This window comes from Microcoleus sp. A006_D1 (assembly GCF_036702805.1).
In the GTDB taxonomy this organism is placed as follows: Bacteria; Cyanobacteriota; Cyanobacteriia; order Cyanobacteriales; family Microcoleaceae; genus Microcoleus.
The window spans coordinates 187,838-203,728 of record NZ_JAUBVZ010000008.1 but is presented as its reverse complement, the minus strand read 5'-3'; the positions used below and the strand labels follow the sequence as shown (position 1 = coordinate 203,728).

The window sequence follows — 15,891 nt, the reverse complement described above, 5'->3', positions numbered from 1 at the left end:
CCATCAGCCGTAGGGTTCGTCGAAAGTCATGAGTCATGAGTCATTAGACCTCTTGCACAAATACCTAGGACGGGCGGGACGCCCATCCCACAAGAAAAAGAAATTGTGGGATGGGCGTCCCGCCCGTCCAAAAAGTTGATTAAAAGAACTTTTGCAATCCCACAAGAAAAAGAAATTGTGGGATGGGCGTCCCGCCCGTCCAAAAAGTTGATTAAAAGAACTTTTGCAATCTTGTCTATTAGTCAATCAGCCGTAGGGTGCGTCGCAGAAAGACAATCCTCAAAAAACAGCGACAGTTGAGCTGGCATCTCGTTGAAAGACTGGGCTAATGCGCGCAGTACAGGTAGCGTCACCCACCGGGCTGTCAGCACTCCGGCAATTGTCGATCGCACATGAACGCCGCCGCACAAAGTAAAATTGTTCTGGTTGCGGCTTTCCCGACCTCTTTCTAAAGGTTGATTCTTGACTGGAACTGGCAACCAGCAAGCCCGATCGTTCAATAATCAAAATTTGTCCCCTATGGCTAAACTTGAGGCGATCGAGATATTGCTGAATTTCCCAGAGTGAAAAATCTACAGCACTAACTCTCCTGCGGGCTGGGGCCGTTCTAACAGTAAGTTTAATTCCCTGCGGTCGATCACGAAGAGCGTTAAGTTGATTTACCCAGTGCGAATTTTCCAGAAAACCAGTCAGCTTTTATTCAACTCTCTTCCCCGTCTGGGCGATAGATTCCTGCGCGAGTTTTTCAACAGCTATTTGTCCGTTGCCAAAGGAGAGATACCCGATCGTCCCGAGGGCTGCAACGATTTGAACCACAAAAGAGGCGACTAGAAGGCCGCGCAGGGCTATTTTTGTGGGCTGTTGGGAAGTTTTACTCGCGAATCGTGACAACGGCATAGGCAGGCGACAAATTGCTCCCTCACACTGTAACTGTTCTGACCCGTTATTTCATGTCGGGGCGATCGGGCTTGTTTGCTTCGAGTCAGTCCACTTGAGATTTTAGACTTGAGATTTTAGATTTTGAGAATACGTCCGCCATTTTCTTGGCGAAGTGAAGTTTCTTACCTCAACCAAACCTGCTTCTTGCCTCAAACCTCACCCGTGACATCCGTTAAATCCGTTATAAAATCCGCTGCCGAACCTCATCCGTGACATCCGTTAAATCCGTTATAAAATCCGTTGCCGAACTTCCCTCGAACCTCTTCCTTCTTCCCTCTTCCTTCGAGCAACTGTCAACTCTCAACTGCCAACTGTCAACTGCCAACTGCCAACTGCCAACTGCCAACTGTCAACTGTCAACTGTCAACTATCAACTGTCAACTGTCAACTCAACAGCTACACGGAAAATCCCCCGCTTGTCCAAACGGATATAGCGAGGGGCGAGAATAGGTATTCTCGGAAAATATGAATTAGTGGCAGTGGCTTTTGTAGAGCCATTGCCATCTCATCTATAGAAGCAATATTGCTTTAGGCGCGCCGAAAGATTTCAAAGACAACTCTTTGCTGGCAGTCAATGATTGAAATCAAACCAACCAATTCAAGCAAGAAGTCACAGCAAGTCGTAAAAGCCTAGGATACTTCTTCGCGATCGATTTGGCGCAGGTGAATGTGCTTGCGTCCCAGAGAAATTTCAAACTCATCTCCCGGTTGGAGTTCCATCTGCTTCGTGTAGGCAGCTCCAATCAGTAAGTTGCCGTTAGATTGAACGCTAATCCGATAGCTGGCCGAGCGTCCGCCACGTCCGTTGCCGTTTTGCTTCCCGTCTAGCTGAATGCCTTCTGCATCAATCAGCGCATTCAGGAATTTCATCATGTTCACCCGTTCTACGCCATTTTTGGTAATGGTGTAGTAGCCACAGGCTCTAGCTTTTTCTTCCTTGGTAAGGTTCTCTAGGTCTTTGACCTTTTTGATCAGACCTTCGCCTTCAAGGGGTTCGATAGTTTTCTTTTTAGCCATTTACTGAGTCCTGAAATATTCAACTGGTGTACGGAATTTTTCTCGGTTGATTTTTGTCTTGACCAAGAAACTTTAGCTTTATAGCTGGTCGTAAAACCATATTACACCGATCGGCTCAATTGTTAACCACTATTATCTAAATATTTTTAACAAGGTGCAGTCTTTCTTGAGGAGTAGCTGCAAGGCAAGCGAGCAATCTCTAAACTCGGTAGCATAAGCTATCAGCTATCAGCTAGCTGAATATTTGCCCCAATCTTAAAATCCCATGAAGTTAACCACACGCGGACACTACAGTGTCAAAGCATTACTGGATCTAAGTTTGCAACCTCGGTTTGGGCCGACATCGGTGAAATCGATCGCGAACCGACAGGAGTTACCGGCTCCATATCTAGAAAAATTGCTGATTGAAATGCGACGAGCCGGTTTAGTCCAATCAGTTCGGGGCTCCCAAGGAGGATATCAATTGGCCCGGGAGCCGGCTCAAATCTCTTTAGGACAAATCTTAGAGGCTGTAGGCGAAACTATTGAACCTTTACCTCGACATTCTCCCGACGCCACCCAAGCAGAGGACTGGGTAACATTCAGTTTGTGGAACCGATTGCACAAAAAACTCGCCGAAGCGCTGTACAGCATTTCCCTGGAAGACTTATACTATGATGTCCGCAGTTGGCAAGCTGCTCTTGGGGAAGAAACTAGCTTTATCATTTAGATGGTAAGTTCATTTATTCGATCGCCAGCTTGCAAACATGGACGCAACACTTGTTACCTCCTGGCGGCGGCACACGCTGCGGTGCTGTCGGCTTCACAGTCGCGGCAGGGCAAACACGAAGCACTCAATTGCAACTGCTCTATCTGTAAAAAGAAAGGATTTTTGCACCATTGTTGTGCCGCCGGAACGTTTTACGTTGCACAGCGGCGAAGATGTTTTGACCAGCTATACGTTTAATACAGGCATTGCTCAACATACTTTCTGCCGGATTTGCGGCATTCACTCGTTCTATCGCCCCCGATCGCATCCCCATCGCTTCGATGTCAACGTCCGCTGTCTTGACTCAGATGCCGTTTCCCAATTTCAGAGCCTACCCTTTGACGGTGTTAATTGGGAGCAGAACCTGCACTTGCTGGGCGACGAAAGTAATCTCAGCAGTTAAAATCAGGGATCGAAAATCCAAGTTCGCTCTTGGTAGCAGCAGTTAAAATTGCCGATCCCGGATCACTCCATCCAGCTCGGACGAACTATCAAGTTTGAGCCGCCAAAAAACGGATACCGTCTCACGTACTTAAGTCGTGGAGAGATCAAAATTTTAGACCAAAGTTAAAGATCCCAGATTCAATGCTGCAAGTAAATCTAAAATCTAAAATCTAAAATCTAAAATCGACTGACACAATATATAACGATGCCGGATCAATTTGCTGTTTTAATTTTAGCTGCGCTATTGGATTATGCGATCGGCGATCCTTGGGGTTGGCCGCATCCCGTACAGGCGATGGGTTGGGCGATCGACCTTTATACTCGATTTGTCTTTAATATCTGGAACAATCCCGCAAACATTGTACCTCCGGCTGGCGATCGTCCCGCAGGCGACCGGCACAAACTGCTGCTGCGATGTGCTGGTACAATACTAGCGATCGGGCTGATTCTAGGCAGTTATACTGTCAGTTGGTCGATCGTGCTTGCTGCTAGTTGGGTGCATCCTCTTTTAAGTATTGCCCTACAGACCGTTTTGCTGGCAAGCTGTTTTGCAGGTCGCAGTTTGAGGGCGGCGGCCCAAGACGTGCTCGCACCTTTAAATATTGGAGATTTAGTCAAGGCGCGAGAACGCTTGAGCCTTTACGTCGGCCGGGATACCGAAAACTTATCCGAGCCAGAAATACTCAGAGCACTGTTAGAAACAGTAACAGAGAATGCGGTCGATGGCGTGACGGCACCGCTATTTTATGCCTTAGTTGGGTTCGCTCTGCCGCATCTATTATTAAGTTTTACTGATTTGCCGATCGCTCCTAACTCGATGTGGGATCTGGCAATGGTTCCCTGTGCGATCGCTTACAAAGCAGCCAGCACATTAGATTCTACTGTCGGCTACAAAGAAGCGCCATACACAGATTTAGGATGGTTTAGCGCCAAACTAGATGACGTGCTGACGTGGATTCCTTGCCGGCTAACAGTGATTACTTTAGCCCTGATATCTGGAAAACCGACGTACATTTGGCAGATTTGTCAGAGAGATGCTGTGAAAGATGCCAGTCCCAATTCCGGTTGGAGCGAGTGCGTCTACGCCGCCATCTTGGGAGTACAACTAGGAGGTATAAATTCCTATCGCGGAGTTATCAAACACAAACCGCTGTTAGGCGAGCCGATTCGCCCGATCGCCCCGCAGGTAATTAGCCAAGCATTGCAATTAACTCGGTATTGCTTTCTGATTTGGTTGGGACTATCATTGCTTGTTTATACTGTATGGTGTTTTGTCCGCTAATCATGCTGACCTCACCTAGCGACAGGTACAGGGCCGCAGATTCATCTGTGAAATCAATTCTGCAATGTTGTGCAATCCCAAATCTCAAGTTGTGCGATCGCGATCGACAGCAACAATCAGCTCCCAGCAAAGCAATGACTAAAATCATCAAAATTTTATCCCCGGATGAAGTGAGGCGCACCCTCACCCGCGTCGCTTCCCAGATTGTCGAAAAATCAGGAGATCCGTCCGAGTTAGTGCTGTTGGGGATTTATACTAGAGGAGTGCCATTAGCTCAAATGTTGGCAGCTCAAATTGAAGTCCTCGAACAAGTCAAAGTATCCGTAGGCGCTTTGGATATTACGTTTTACCGAGATGACTTGGATCGATTTGCGATGAGGACGCCGGAGAAAACAGAAATTCCTTTCGATTTGACTGGCAAAACTGTGGTGTTGGTAGATGACGTTATATATAAAGGCAGAACGATTCGAGCAGCTTTGAATGCGGTAAACGATTACGGGCGGCCGGAGAAAATTTGGTTGGCAGTATTAGTCGATAGAGGCCACCGAGAAGTACCGATTCAGCCGGATTTTACGGGTAAAAAGTTGCCGACTGCAAAAGAAGAACAAGTTAAAGTTTACGTTCAAGAGTACGACGGGCGCGACGGAGTGGAATTGATTAAGCGTTGATCTCGTTGACCTTTTCATCAATAATATTTTTTGGAGTGAGCGTGCGAACTCGTATAGCTCGTGAGCGAGTCGATCAACTTGCGTGTCTAGTTGGCGATGGTACCCTAGCCTCAGAACCCTGCGAGTTCAGAAACCGGGTTTCTGCGTATATTTTTCGTGACTCAACGTAAAAATTCGTAGAAACCCCGTTTCTCGCCCCCGATGCGTCGAGGGAAGAAGCCCGGTTTCTACGCGGATAGAGCATCTTGATTTATTTAAAATCGGCAGTGCAGGAGTTGAACCTGCCTGGGGCGAATTATGAGTTCGCTGCCTAAACCGCTCGGCCAACTGCCGTTAAATCGATTTATTCGATCCAACTAGAAACCAATTATAACATAATTTCCCAGTCCGTGCTAAAACTAGAGAACAAAAATCAAAATCTTTAGATCTGTGAAATCCCCGATCGCCTGCGCCGCCGTGCGTGCCCGAGCCGATCGACCAGACAAAGCAGTTTCTATTCCCTCGGCATAAACTTATAGGCAATGGCAGTGAATTCGACGGTAGTGCTGACTCTAATTCTGCTGACTCTGATGTTTGGAGCAGGTGTGACGAGTTCTGTTTGGGGATTTACTATAGGTCGCGAAGCCTTGAAAGGAACGACTCAACCCGATGTTCGCCCCAGCAACAATGCTCGCAGCGGCAAGCAGGGAAATGTGGCTAGCAAAGACCAAGTGAGTATTTTGAAAGAAAAAGACATTCTCAAAACCGTCAAAGCGCGGGTAGAAGGTCGCGATCCTGAGAAAACAACAGCTCCAGCAAATACAAAAGCCGACAAAACAGGCTCTAAATCAGCCACAGCCAAAAAACCGGGCGCGTCAAATGCCAGCGCCAAGTTTCCCCTGAACAGTCGCGACGGGGGAGTAACCCTGGAAGTGAGCGCGGCCAGTCAGCGCAGCAACTCGATGCTGCTAGACGTGAGCATGAAAAATGAAGGCTCTCAAGCTGTGAGATTTCTCTACAGTTTTTTGAACGTCACTGACAATCAGGGCCGGGCCCTGAGCGCCACAGCCGAGGATTTACCGGCGGAACTGCCGCCAAACGGGCAGGTGTTTTACGGTACGGTGAGTATTCCCACAGCTTTGCTAGAAAATGCGAAAGAAGTTTCGCTGACGCTGACAGATTATCCAGGTCAAAAACTGCAATTGCAAATATCTGGCATTCCAGTGCCGAAGTAAGACAATCAGGAGACCAAACCTCCAGACGGATTCTCAGGTTGATCGATCGAGAAAGTTGTTCTAGGGAGAATTGTGTCACTTTTAGGGGCGAGAGTGCAGGAGATATCTGATTTACCCGCGATGAGTTGGCCAGAGGTGCTGTCGCGGTTGCTTTCAGTGCTGTTGCTGATTGCGATCAATGCTTTTTTTGTGGCGGCTGAGTTTTCGATGGTGACGGTACGCCGATCGCGCATCAATCAATTAGTCGAGGCCGGCGATGTTCCGGCGATAACTGTTCAATCTTTGATACATAGTATCGAGCGATTGCTCTCGACAATGCAGTTGGGAATTACTCTTTCTAGTTTAGCTCTCGGCTGGATTGGGGAAAGTACGATCGCCGTGCTAGTCCGAATGTCGATCGGCTATTTGCCACTGCCAATTTACATCAAGTCTGCGATCGCCCATTCTTTTAGCATATCAATAGTAACTTTTTTCCTGCTAGCTTACCTACAAATCGTACTCGGCGAACTCTTTCCCAAATCTGTAGCCTTACTTTATTCCGAACAGCTAGCCAGAAGTTTAGGGCCTCCGAGTTTATTGATTTCCCGTTTGTTCAATCCCTTTGTGTCGTTTCTTAATCACTCAACTCGATCGCTCTTGCGGCTTGCGGGCATCAAATACGACCTCACACACCGGCCGGTGACTCCAGAAGAACTGCAATTAATTATAGCCACTTCTAGCGAATCAAGCGGCTTGGAAGCAGAAGAGCGAGAATTGCTCAATAACGTGTTTGAATTTGGCGAAGTTTGGGTTGAAGAAGTGATGGTACCCAGACCGAGTATTGTCGCACTTCCGAAGACGGCAACCTTTCAAACTTTGCTCGAAGAAATAGCGATTTCCAACCATTCCCGGTATCCCGTAACGGGAGATTCTTTCGACGACATTATCGGGATTATTGACTTCAAACAACTTGCCAAACCCTTAGCTCAAGGTTTGCTATCTCCCGACACGCCAATTGTAACGTGGATGCGCCCGGTGAGGTTTGTACCCGAGATGATGGTGCTGGGGGAATTACTGCCTTTGATGCAGAGTTCGTCGTCAGAAATTGCGATCGTAGTTGATGAATTTGGCGGCATTTCCGGGTTAGTCACGCTGAGGGATTTGATCGCCGAAATTATCGGCCGTACTTACCAGTCGCCCGATCATAAAGAAATTGCTGTGCAAGTATTGGACGATCGCACTTTTTTAGTACAAGCGCAGTTAAATGTAGATGATGTGAATCAAATATTAAATTTGGATTTGCCAGTAGCTGACGACTATCAGACAATCGGAGGTTTTTTGAGCTATCAGTTGCAAAGAATGCCGGCTGTCGGGGAAGTTTGGCGCTGCGAAAATGTGGAACTTACGGTGGTTTCTGTGTGCGGGCCGCGCTTGGAGCAAATTCAAATTCAGTTGCTGTCAGGGGCGGCGGGCGATCGAGCTTTGGGTGAAGTTGCAGCCGCGGGCGGGGCATTTAGGGGGAAAGGGCGATCGAATAGCGGGTTGAGAGGTGTGGCGAAGTTTTCTAGTTAAGATGGGGATGGGGAGGGCGATCTTGACAGTTGACAGTTGACAGCTACCTCTACCTGGAAGGAAGAGGATTGAAGCAATGAATAGTCTTCTTTTAATTTCTCCCTCAAAGGGTTCCGGCTTTAAACCAATTCTTTCTGGTAAGGCACCGGATCTTGCAACCCCAATTCCTCAAAAGCCGCCAGCCGCAGCCGACAAGAATCGCAAACGCCACACGCAGTTTCGCCGCCTGCATAACAAGACCAAGTTTGCTCCCAAGGTACTCCTAATTTGTTACCCAATTCAATAATTTCTGTTTTTTTAAGTTCGATCAAAGGTGTGACAATCTTAATAGTTTCTCCTTCCCTTCCCTGCTTCGTTCCTAAGCGAAATACTTCCTGCATTGCTTGGATGTAATCGAGGCGACAGTCGGGATAGCCAGAATAATCTAAAGCGTTAACGCCGATGTAAATCCGCTGAGCTCCTAGAGTTTCGGCGTAGGCGACGGCAAAGCTGAGAAAAATCGTATTTCTAGCTGGAACGTAGGTAATTGGGATGTTTTGAGACATTTCTGCAAGGTTGCGATCGATCGGCAATTCCATCTGATTATCCGTCAAAGCCGAACCACCCCACAGCGTCAAGTCAAAGTTTACCACCTGATGCGCCTTAATATCCGCTGAAAGTGCGATCGCCCGTGCTGATTCCAACTCCCGCCGGTGCCTTTGCTGGTAGTCAAAGGAAATCGCGTAACACTCGCAGCCGTCGGCCTTGGCTTGATACAAAACTGTTGAGGAATCCAGCCCTCCCGACAATAAAATAACTGCTTTCACTTAAAACATCCTCGATCGCATCCGGTTTTATATTTATATCAAATCTGTTGTCACTTGACAAGATACAATTCCTATTTTATTTTTTTTACGGGCAAGATGCCCGTCCCACCAGAGCAGAAAACTTGCGCTGTAAAATTACAATGTAAGCTGCTTGACTAACATTAGATATCTTGCAAAAGTCTTTTTAATCAAATTTTGGAACAGGCAAGATGCCTGTTCCACATAAAAAAAAATTGTGGAACAGGCATCTTGCCTGTTCCTAGTTATTTTTGCAATATATCTAGTAAAAATGCGCGCCCCAGCACATTTTACTTAACTTGCAACAAATCATCTAGTTCGCGATAATCGGGCAAAGTTGTATCAATTTCTCTACCCTGCCGCAAAACTGTGCGATCGCGCTGCGACCTAGATAACAATTCGCTGAAATTCCGCGCCTTAAACAAAATCAAATCTGCTGGTAAACCAACGGCAATTTTTCCTAAATTCGGCAATCCCATTAAATTTGCTGGTGTCTCTGTCACTGTGCGCGGCCAATCTTCCCAAGGCCTATCTAAATGGGCGATGCGGACTGCCATATTAAAGACTTCTAAAACATCGTGATCGCCAAATCCGTAAAACGGATCGCGACAATTGTCGCTAGCAACTGCGACGGGAATTCCTGCTGCTTTGAGTTCGTGCAGCAGCGTGACTCCCCGCCACCTCGGTGTACGCCCAGATTGTCTGTCTTGCAGGTAAAGGTTGCACATCGGCAAGCTGACAATGCCAATATTTGCTTGCTTGACTAATGTCAAAGTTTCTGTTACTAATTCGGGTGGTTGTACGGCTAAACTACAGCAGTGTCCGCAGATAATTTGACCGCTAAATTCGTGGCGGATGGCGGTTTTTGCGACTTCTCGCAGTGTTGTTGATTCTGGATCGTCGGTTTCGTCGGTGTGGAAGTCGAGGTTTAAACCGCGTTCTTGGGCTAAGCTAAAAACGCGATCGAGTTGTTTTTCTAAGTCGGGATTCATGTAGGCGACGCCGCCGAGGATGCCGCCGATTTGGGCAATTTTGTCGGCTAATTTTTCGCCTGCGGGTGTCAGGAAATAGTCGAGGGAAACCAGGGAAACTGCTTGCAAGATCAGCCGATCGCCCCATTCGGCTTGCAGCGCTTCAAATACTGCTAAACTAACGGTTCCCTGTTCCCCGGCGCTGTCGATGTGAGTGCGGATCGCCTTGGTTCCGTGGGCGTAGCTGCATTTGAGGCCGAACTGCATCCGCCGGTAAACATCCTCTGCATTCCAGTGTTTTTGAGCGTCAGCCCCCACTGCTTCGATCGCCCTGGCAAAAGTTCCATCGGGATTTGGCGATCGTTCCCAAATGTGTCCTTTGTCTAAATGCGTGTGCATATCGACAAAACACGGCCAAACTAAGCCATTGCACAAATCTACAACTGGGATATCTGCAATTGGGAATAAATGTTCTGTACCTGTGGGGATGATTTGGGCGATCGTACCGGCGGCAATTTCCAGATCCACTACACAAAAATTGTTCTCAATCCCCCCTGTGGCGACATTAGAAGCTGATGGGGCGATCGATTTCATCTCTAGAAGAGACGCGGGGACGCGAGCATTTTTGAGCAAATAATTAGATGTACTTGGCAACATTAATTTTGTGAGTTAGTATTTTATTGAGAATAAAGGGCGATCGCAAAAACGCTACCGACCATCATTGTCTGTTGAGCGTCGGTTGTATTCTCGGTAACAAACGCTACCTTCTCAGTCTAACTCTTTAGACATAAAATCGTACAGCGCAGATCGGGGTCGATGCCAACCAGCCGAGCATCTACAAACACGGATCGGTCAAGAAAAATATTACTCGATCGGCTTCCAGGCGTGCACTCTACTAGCCCTACTAATGGTAAAAAATCGTGGTTGACACACTGCCATTAGCAACTGTTAGAAACTGTAAAAACTCTGAAAATGAACCATGCAAAAATATACAAAGTGCCCAGTTTGTAGCTCCCAAAAAATCAGCTTCCGGTACACAGCAGGGACAGCACGCCAACCTAAAGAGGCTCCTAAATGGTCAGTTTACGGATGCGAAGATTGCGGATTAGTATTCGTAAATCCCCGCCCGACATGGGATGAACTGAGCGATTATTACCCTGAGGGCTGGCAGTGCTACAACACTTACGCACCAGACGAAGAAGATGTAGTAAAACAAGCCAAAGAACTCAATGAATACCGACACATTCCTATCCCTGTAGGCAAGCGGCTGTTAGACGTGGGATGCGGCGGAGGTTCCATTATCCAAGTCTTCAAAAAACTCGGAGTTGAGGTAGCAGGAATTGAACCTAGCGCCTCAGCAGCAGCAGCGGGCCGCGAATGCGGTGTCGATATTTTTACCGGCACTGTAGAAGAATACATTGCACAAAAAGGTACTGGCGAAAAGTTTGATGTCATACTCTGCTCCCACGTTTTGGGTTCGACCCCTTTCCCAGCAGAAACACTCGACGGTATGAGGCAATTGCTAGCTCCAAACGGTTACATTTGGGTGGCTGTACCGAACGCTGACAGCCCCTACGCGCGGAAACTGGGCTGGCGCTGGCACAGCACCGATTATCCTTACAATTTGATCGGTTACACTCCAAAAACCTTGGCTCTAGCCGGCGAAAAGGCAGGTTTGGAAATTCAGCGCAATTACACATACTCTTTGCCGGATGCCCTTCGTTACTCTATTTGTTTGTGGCAGCGCTATAAATGGTTTGTACCGCACAAAGTTACCCGTTCCTTCCTTTCTGACGAACGTGTTGAGAATATGGCGAAGGAATTGGACTCCCGCGGCGAAGGGGAGGCAATTTTAATGGAATTCTGTCACCCTCAAAGCCTGGTTTAAGGCGTTTTGAGCAAGAATATTCGATTTGAGATTTGAGATGAACTCGAACTTCAAACATCCGGTTTTTTTGAGGTAAGTGCGTAAAATCATGTCAGGACGCAGGCCTTGACTGCCAACCCGGTTTTTGAGCAGATATCTGGTAACTCTTAACCAGATTTTTGATAGAAACCGGGTTTCTGACTGTAAGTCCTGCTTGTACGTGTCTGTCTGCATCTACTTCATGAGAGTGCCCAACAACTAGAAAAACTTACCATGCAACAACTGACAAATTGCCCTGTTTGCGATTCCCCAAAAATCAGCTTTCGCAACCAAGTGGGCAATTGCGAGCGCCCTAAAGAACCGCTGCATTGGTCGCTCTTCGGCTGTGACGATTGCGGTCTGGGATTTCTCAATCCCCAACCTAGCTGGCAGGAATTGATTCCCTATTATCCCCCCGATTATCTGTGCTACAACACTCACGTTGACGATGAAGATGCAGTAGTTGAAGAAGCAAAACGGCGGGGCGAGTACCGACACATTCCTGTTCCTGCGGGCAAGCGGTTGTTGGACGTAGGATGTGGCGGAGGTTCTTTTCTGCAAGTCTTAAAAAAGCTGGGAGTTGAAGTTAAAGGGGTTGAGCCTGGGGAATCGGCGGCGGCGGCGGCCCGCGATTCTGGACTCGATGTTTTTACAGGCACTTTGGAGGAATATATCGCACAAAACGGTACTGAGAAAAAGTTTGATGTTATCACTTGTTCTCATGTTTTGATGGCAACACCTTCGCCTGCACAAACACTCGACTGCATGAGGCAATTGCTGGCACCTGATGGTTATATTTGGGTATCCGTACCGAACCTTGACTGCGAATCGGCGCGCCTGCTCGGCTGGCGGTGGCACAGCGCTTATTTCCCCCGCAATATCATACAATTCACTCCCAAAACTTTGAGTAAAGCAGGAGAAGTTGCTGGTTTAGTAATTCGGCGACAGTCCACTTATTCTTTTCCAGCAGCGGTGGCTTATTCGCTTTGTTTGCGTTGGCGCCATCGCTGGTTTTTACCTCATAAAATTTCCAGTAGGTTGCTGTCGGAAAACTATCTCCAGCAGGCTGCGAAGGAATTGGATTCGCGCGGCGAAGGCGAGGCAATTTTAATGGAATTTGGTCATCCTCAAAGCCTGGATTAAGCAGGTTTGAGTAAAAGTATTTGATTTGAGATTTGAGATTTGAGATCGAGTGCAGCTTGGTGGCTCCGCATCTCAAATCTTTTTTTCGCATCTCTTAAAACTTCGAGTCCTGGACGCACGGGTGGTCAGAAACCGGGTTTTTTTACGAAAAGACGAGTTGTTACCCACAGATTTGGTAAAAAACCCGGTTTCTTTAGTCTTAATGCGTCCAAGACTGACTTCAAAATTGCGGTTTGACAGTTGTGCAGTCTTTGGCGTTGGCTATACTGGGAAAGATTTAACTCTGGACTCATATCAAATTTGACGAAAAGCTCCTGTCACCCTGAAACTGAAGCCGCTCAAAGGTTTTTTGTGTGTAGCGCGAGTGTTTCCAACAGGGATACCTGTACTATTGGTATGATGAATTACTGTTTCAGATGGCGATTCGGCTTACAACCAATAGCAGTGTCTATAGCAAGAGTCAAAAATAACTGTGTCAAAACCCAAGCATATAGTTTTAACATCCCATCCCGACAGAGCGGGCACAAAACCTCTTCCCATTTATTGGGGAGAAATCGATCCCCTGAAACGGGGGCCTGTGATTGGCAGCCTCAGCAAATCCTCTCACCGGAATGCGATCGGCACTCATTCGGGTTCTTACTCTGTTTATCGAGCGCTAGCAGTGGCTTCGGGCGCGCTCCAAGCGGATCACCGCCCCGATTTTACCAACACGTCTCCGGCGGCACATATCGGGCCTCACCCGAGTTGGGGCGATCGCAATTTGATTGTTTCTCTCGATCCCTTTGGGGGTTTGGTTAGCGAAATTTATACTTCATTTTCCCAGCAGGGATACGATATTCGACCGACAATTGCTGTTACTAAAGCTCACATTAGTATGCCGGAATTGCAAGATGCCATCGCTAAGGGGCGGGTGCAAATTGATGGCAAAATAGTTAAAGAAGGCGGCAATTTAGCAGTAACTAAAATTGCGATCGACCCGGTGTGGTATTTGCCGGGAATTGCTCGGCGGATCGGAGCCCAAGAAAGCTTTCTCCGCCGTGTCCTGTTCGAGCAAACAGGCGGTATGTTCTCGGATTTAGTGACGCGGCCGGATTTGCACGTTTTCTTGCCGCCCATTGGCGGAACTACGGTTTATATTATTGGCGATGTCGCGAATATTTCTGACCCAGAGAAGCAGTTGGCGGTACGGGTACATGATGAATGCAACGGTTCTGACGTGTTTAGTTCGGATATCTGCACTTGCCGCCCTTATTTGGTACACGGGATTGAAATTTGCATCCAAACTGCACAATCTGGCGGTTCTGGGGTAATTGTTTACTTCCGCAAGGAAGGCAGAGCTTTGGGGGAAGTTACTAAGTTTTTGGTGTACAATGCCAGAAAACGTCAGGAAGGTGGCGATCGCGCTGATGCCTATTTTACTCGCACTGAATGTGTTGCGGGAGTTCAAGATATGCGGTTTCAAGAACTAATGCCTGACGTGCTGCACTGGTTGGGTATCTCTCGGATTGACAGTTTAGTTTCTATGAGCGATATGAAATACAATGCGATTATCAATTCTGGCATTCAGGTGGTCGATCGCATCCCCATTCCTGAAGATTGGATTCCCGCAGACGCACAAGTCGAAATCGTCGCCAAAAAAGCCGCTGGCTACTACACGCCAGACCCCGTGCCAGATGCTACAATTCTTGCAGAAGCGATCGGACGTGATTTAGCTACATAGACGGGAATCCCTCGCTTGAAGAGCGGTACTCCGCTTGGTGTCGGGATGTTCATGCGAGCGACGGATTCCACCCGCCTACAATCTGACTCTTCGTCGCAAAGAGTGCCGCGCACCATCCGGGTGGACTCGTTTAGCGAACAAATCTTTACCCTTGTAAGAGTCTTTGTACCTGTGTTATCATGGTTTTTTTTAGCGTGATAAATAACATTGTGTTAAAAGCAGTCAAGGTCAGAATCTATCCCAGCGAGGAACAACAAAGCCATCTAGCGCAAGCTTTTGGCTGTGTCCGTTGGGTATGGAATCAGTCATTGGCTACCATGTCCCAGACCTACAAAGAGACTGGGAAAGGTGTCTCTGCTTTCACAATGAAGAAACAGATTCCACTCTGGAAGACTGAATATGAATGGCTCAAAGAGTGTTACTCTCAGTGCCTCCAGTCCTCGGTGCTGAATCTGTCTCAAGCGTTTATCAATTTCTTCGATGGTCGAACAGCATATCCAACCTTCAAAAAACGCCACGACAAACAATCGATTCAATTTCCGCAGAATGTTAAAGTTTTGGGTGATGATGCTTGCTGTGAGCGGAGTCGAACCGAGATTAAATTCCCTGGTAATCTTGGAGTGGTTAAGGCTAAAATTCATCGTGAATTGGTGGGTAGCGTAAAAACTGTTACGGTGTCTAAAATGCCTGACGGTCGTTACTACGCATCATTACTGATGGATGATGGTATTGACAAACCATTAGCGAATGAAGACGGTAAAGCCATCGGTATTGACCTTGGATTACTTGACTTTGTTGTCACATCTGATGGTTCTAAATACCAGAATCCTCGACATCTCAAAAAGCATGAACGCAACTATCAGCGGAAGCAGCGTAAGTTATCTCGCAAACGAGATAAAACTACAAAATCGCGACGTAAGGCTAAATTGGCTGTTGCTAAAGTCCATGCCAGAATCGCTAGAGTGCGTGAAGATTTCCGACATAAACTATCCCGTAAGATAGTCGATAAAAACCAAATCATTGTCGTAGAAAATCTGGCAGTAAAGAACATGGTGAAGAATCATTGCCTAGCTAAATCCATCAGTGATGCTGGCTGGGGAATGTTCTGTACAATGCTCAAATACAAAGCAGAAGCAGAGGGTAAAGTATACCTAGAAGTAGGTCGATTCTTTCCATCGTCACACCTTTGCTCTGAAACATTACTGTCGCTGCCGCATATGGATCTGTCTGTCCGTGAATTCAATTGTCCCCACTGTGGGAAACGGCATGACCGAGACATTAATGCAGCCATAAATATAAAAAATGAAGGCTTACGGATATTGACGTTGGGAACCAGCGTTACTGCCCTTGGAGGCAATGTAAGACCAAAACAGTATGGGCGCAAGTCTACTATTGTCGAGGCGGTTGCCCTTGAATTGGGAAGCAAAGAGCATATCGGTACTCCGATTGCTGGTCGGTAGTTCA

At 47.3% G+C, this 15,891-nt stretch carries 16 protein-coding genes and 1 tRNA gene; 10 read left to right on the top strand and 7 right to left on the bottom strand.

Going from position 1 to position 15,891, the window contains the following annotated elements; all coding sequences use genetic code 11:
- Positions 1-242: 242 nt before the first annotated feature.
- The 4 genes from QUB68_RS16900 to QUB68_RS16885 form a co-directional block, all read right to left on the bottom strand.
- A complete protein-coding gene (locus tag QUB68_RS16900; RefSeq protein ID WP_332994531.1) occupies positions 243-479 on the bottom strand; it encodes a hypothetical protein in 237 nt (78 codons plus the stop codon).
- 217 nt (positions 480-696) lie between these two features.
- Entirely contained in the window at positions 697-897 is a 201-nt protein-coding gene (locus QUB68_RS16895; protein ID WP_332994529.1) for a hypothetical protein, read from the bottom strand.
- A gap of 223 nt (positions 898-1,120) precedes the next feature.
- On the bottom strand, positions 1,121-1,285 hold the full coding sequence (locus QUB68_RS16890; protein WP_332994528.1) for a hypothetical protein: 165 nt from the start codon (positions 1,283-1,285) through the stop codon (positions 1,121-1,123).
- Positions 1,286-1,569: 284 nt separating this feature from the next.
- Positions 1,570-1,956, bottom strand: a complete 387-nt coding sequence (locus QUB68_RS16885; protein ID WP_332994526.1) for an AbrB family transcriptional regulator — start codon at positions 1,954-1,956, stop codon at positions 1,570-1,572.
- Between the two features lie 265 nt (positions 1,957-2,221).
- On the opposite strand from QUB68_RS16885, the gene QUB68_RS16880 reads away from it, so the two are divergent.
- The 4 genes from QUB68_RS16880 (at position 2,222) to pyrR (ending at position 5,098) form a co-directional block, all read left to right on the top strand.
- Entirely contained in the window at positions 2,222-2,665 is a 444-nt protein-coding gene (locus tag QUB68_RS16880; protein WP_265240040.1) for an Rrf2 family transcriptional regulator, read from the top strand.
- 37 nt (positions 2,666-2,702) lie between these two features.
- Positions 2,703-3,107, top strand: a complete 405-nt coding sequence (locus tag QUB68_RS16875) for a GFA family protein (protein WP_332994523.1) — start codon at positions 2,703-2,705, stop codon at positions 3,105-3,107.
- A gap of 246 nt (positions 3,108-3,353) precedes the next feature.
- A complete protein-coding gene (gene cbiB, locus QUB68_RS16870; protein WP_332994521.1) occupies positions 3,354-4,430 on the top strand; it encodes an adenosylcobinamide-phosphate synthase CbiB in 1,077 nt (358 codons plus the stop codon).
- Positions 4,431-4,564: 134 nt separating this feature from the next.
- Positions 4,565-5,098, top strand: a complete 534-nt coding sequence (pyrR, locus tag QUB68_RS16865) for a bifunctional pyr operon transcriptional regulator/uracil phosphoribosyltransferase PyrR (RefSeq protein WP_332994704.1) — start codon at positions 4,565-4,567, stop codon at positions 5,096-5,098.
- Between the two features lie 260 nt (positions 5,099-5,358).
- Here pyrR and QUB68_RS16860 read toward each other — a convergent pair.
- A tRNA-Ile gene (locus tag QUB68_RS16860) sits at positions 5,359-5,431 on the bottom strand.
- A gap of 188 nt (positions 5,432-5,619) precedes the next feature.
- On the opposite strand from QUB68_RS16860, the gene QUB68_RS16855 reads away from it, so the two are divergent.
- Both QUB68_RS16855 and QUB68_RS16850 read left to right on the top strand, forming a co-directional pair.
- Entirely contained in the window at positions 5,620-6,312 is a 693-nt protein-coding gene (locus QUB68_RS16855; protein ID WP_332994519.1) for a hypothetical protein, read from the top strand.
- A gap of 72 nt (positions 6,313-6,384) precedes the next feature.
- Positions 6,385-7,863 carry a hemolysin family protein gene (locus QUB68_RS16850; RefSeq protein ID WP_442923098.1) on the top strand — a complete coding sequence of 493 codons (1,479 nt, stop codon included), beginning with the start codon at positions 6,385-6,387 and terminating at the stop codon, positions 7,861-7,863.
- Between the two features lie 119 nt (positions 7,864-7,982).
- Here the strand turns inward: QUB68_RS16850 and queC are convergent, their stop codons facing one another.
- Both queC and QUB68_RS16840 read right to left on the bottom strand, forming a co-directional pair.
- Positions 7,983-8,669, bottom strand: a complete 687-nt coding sequence (gene queC / locus QUB68_RS16845; RefSeq protein WP_332994517.1) for a 7-cyano-7-deazaguanine synthase QueC — start codon at positions 8,667-8,669, stop codon at positions 7,983-7,985.
- Positions 8,670-8,977: 308 nt separating this feature from the next.
- Complete coding sequence (locus QUB68_RS16840; protein WP_332994514.1) at positions 8,978-10,315, bottom strand: cytosine deaminase; 1,338 nt, start codon at positions 10,313-10,315, stop codon at positions 8,978-8,980.
- A 322-nt stretch (positions 10,316-10,637) separates the two neighbouring features.
- Between QUB68_RS16840 and QUB68_RS16835 the strand changes: the two genes are divergently transcribed.
- From QUB68_RS16835 to QUB68_RS16820, 4 genes are all read left to right on the top strand, one after another.
- Positions 10,638-11,546 (top strand): class I SAM-dependent methyltransferase, encoded by a 909-nt coding sequence (locus QUB68_RS16835; protein WP_332994512.1) that lies wholly within the window; start codon positions 10,638-10,640, stop codon positions 11,544-11,546.
- A 252-nt stretch (positions 11,547-11,798) separates the two neighbouring features.
- The gene (locus tag QUB68_RS16830) at positions 11,799-12,707 is read left to right on the top strand and encodes a class I SAM-dependent methyltransferase (protein WP_332994510.1); all 909 of its coding nucleotides are present in this window, start codon (positions 11,799-11,801) and stop codon (positions 12,705-12,707) included.
- A gap of 472 nt (positions 12,708-13,179) precedes the next feature.
- The gene (locus tag QUB68_RS16825; RefSeq protein WP_332994508.1) at positions 13,180-14,427 is read left to right on the top strand and encodes a GTP cyclohydrolase II; all 1,248 of its coding nucleotides are present in this window, start codon (positions 13,180-13,182) and stop codon (positions 14,425-14,427) included.
- Between the two features lie 209 nt (positions 14,428-14,636).
- Complete coding sequence (locus QUB68_RS16820; protein WP_332994506.1) at positions 14,637-15,887, top strand: RNA-guided endonuclease InsQ/TnpB family protein; 1,251 nt, start codon at positions 14,637-14,639, stop codon at positions 15,885-15,887.
- Positions 15,888-15,891: the final 4 nt, after the last annotated feature.

Excerpts from the sequence above, each read along its gene's own strand:
- QUB68_RS16895 (WP_332994529.1), bottom strand. The coding sequence starts at position 897 with ATGCCGTTGTCACGATTCGCGAGTAAAACTTCCCAACAGCCCACAAAA.
- QUB68_RS16885 (WP_332994526.1), bottom strand. The coding sequence starts at position 1,956 with ATGGCTAAAAAGAAAACTATCGAACCCCTTGAAGGCGAAGGTCTGATC.
- QUB68_RS16880 (WP_265240040.1), top strand. The coding sequence starts at position 2,222 with ATGAAGTTAACCACACGCGGACACTACAGTGTCAAAGCATTACTGGAT.
- QUB68_RS16875 (WP_332994523.1), top strand. The coding sequence starts at position 2,703 with ATGGACGCAACACTTGTTACCTCCTGGCGGCGGCACACGCTGCGGTGC.
- cbiB (WP_332994521.1), top strand. The coding sequence starts at position 3,354 with ATGCCGGATCAATTTGCTGTTTTAATTTTAGCTGCGCTATTGGATTAT.
- pyrR (WP_332994704.1), top strand. The coding sequence starts at position 4,565 with ATGACTAAAATCATCAAAATTTTATCCCCGGATGAAGTGAGGCGCACC.
- QUB68_RS16855 (WP_332994519.1), top strand. The coding sequence starts at position 5,620 with ATGGCAGTGAATTCGACGGTAGTGCTGACTCTAATTCTGCTGACTCTG.
- QUB68_RS16840 (WP_332994514.1), bottom strand. The coding sequence starts at position 10,315 with ATGTTGCCAAGTACATCTAATTATTTGCTCAAAAATGCTCGCGTCCCC.
- QUB68_RS16835 (WP_332994512.1), top strand. The coding sequence starts at position 10,638 with ATGCAAAAATATACAAAGTGCCCAGTTTGTAGCTCCCAAAAAATCAGC.
- QUB68_RS16830 (WP_332994510.1), top strand. The coding sequence starts at position 11,799 with ATGCAACAACTGACAAATTGCCCTGTTTGCGATTCCCCAAAAATCAGC.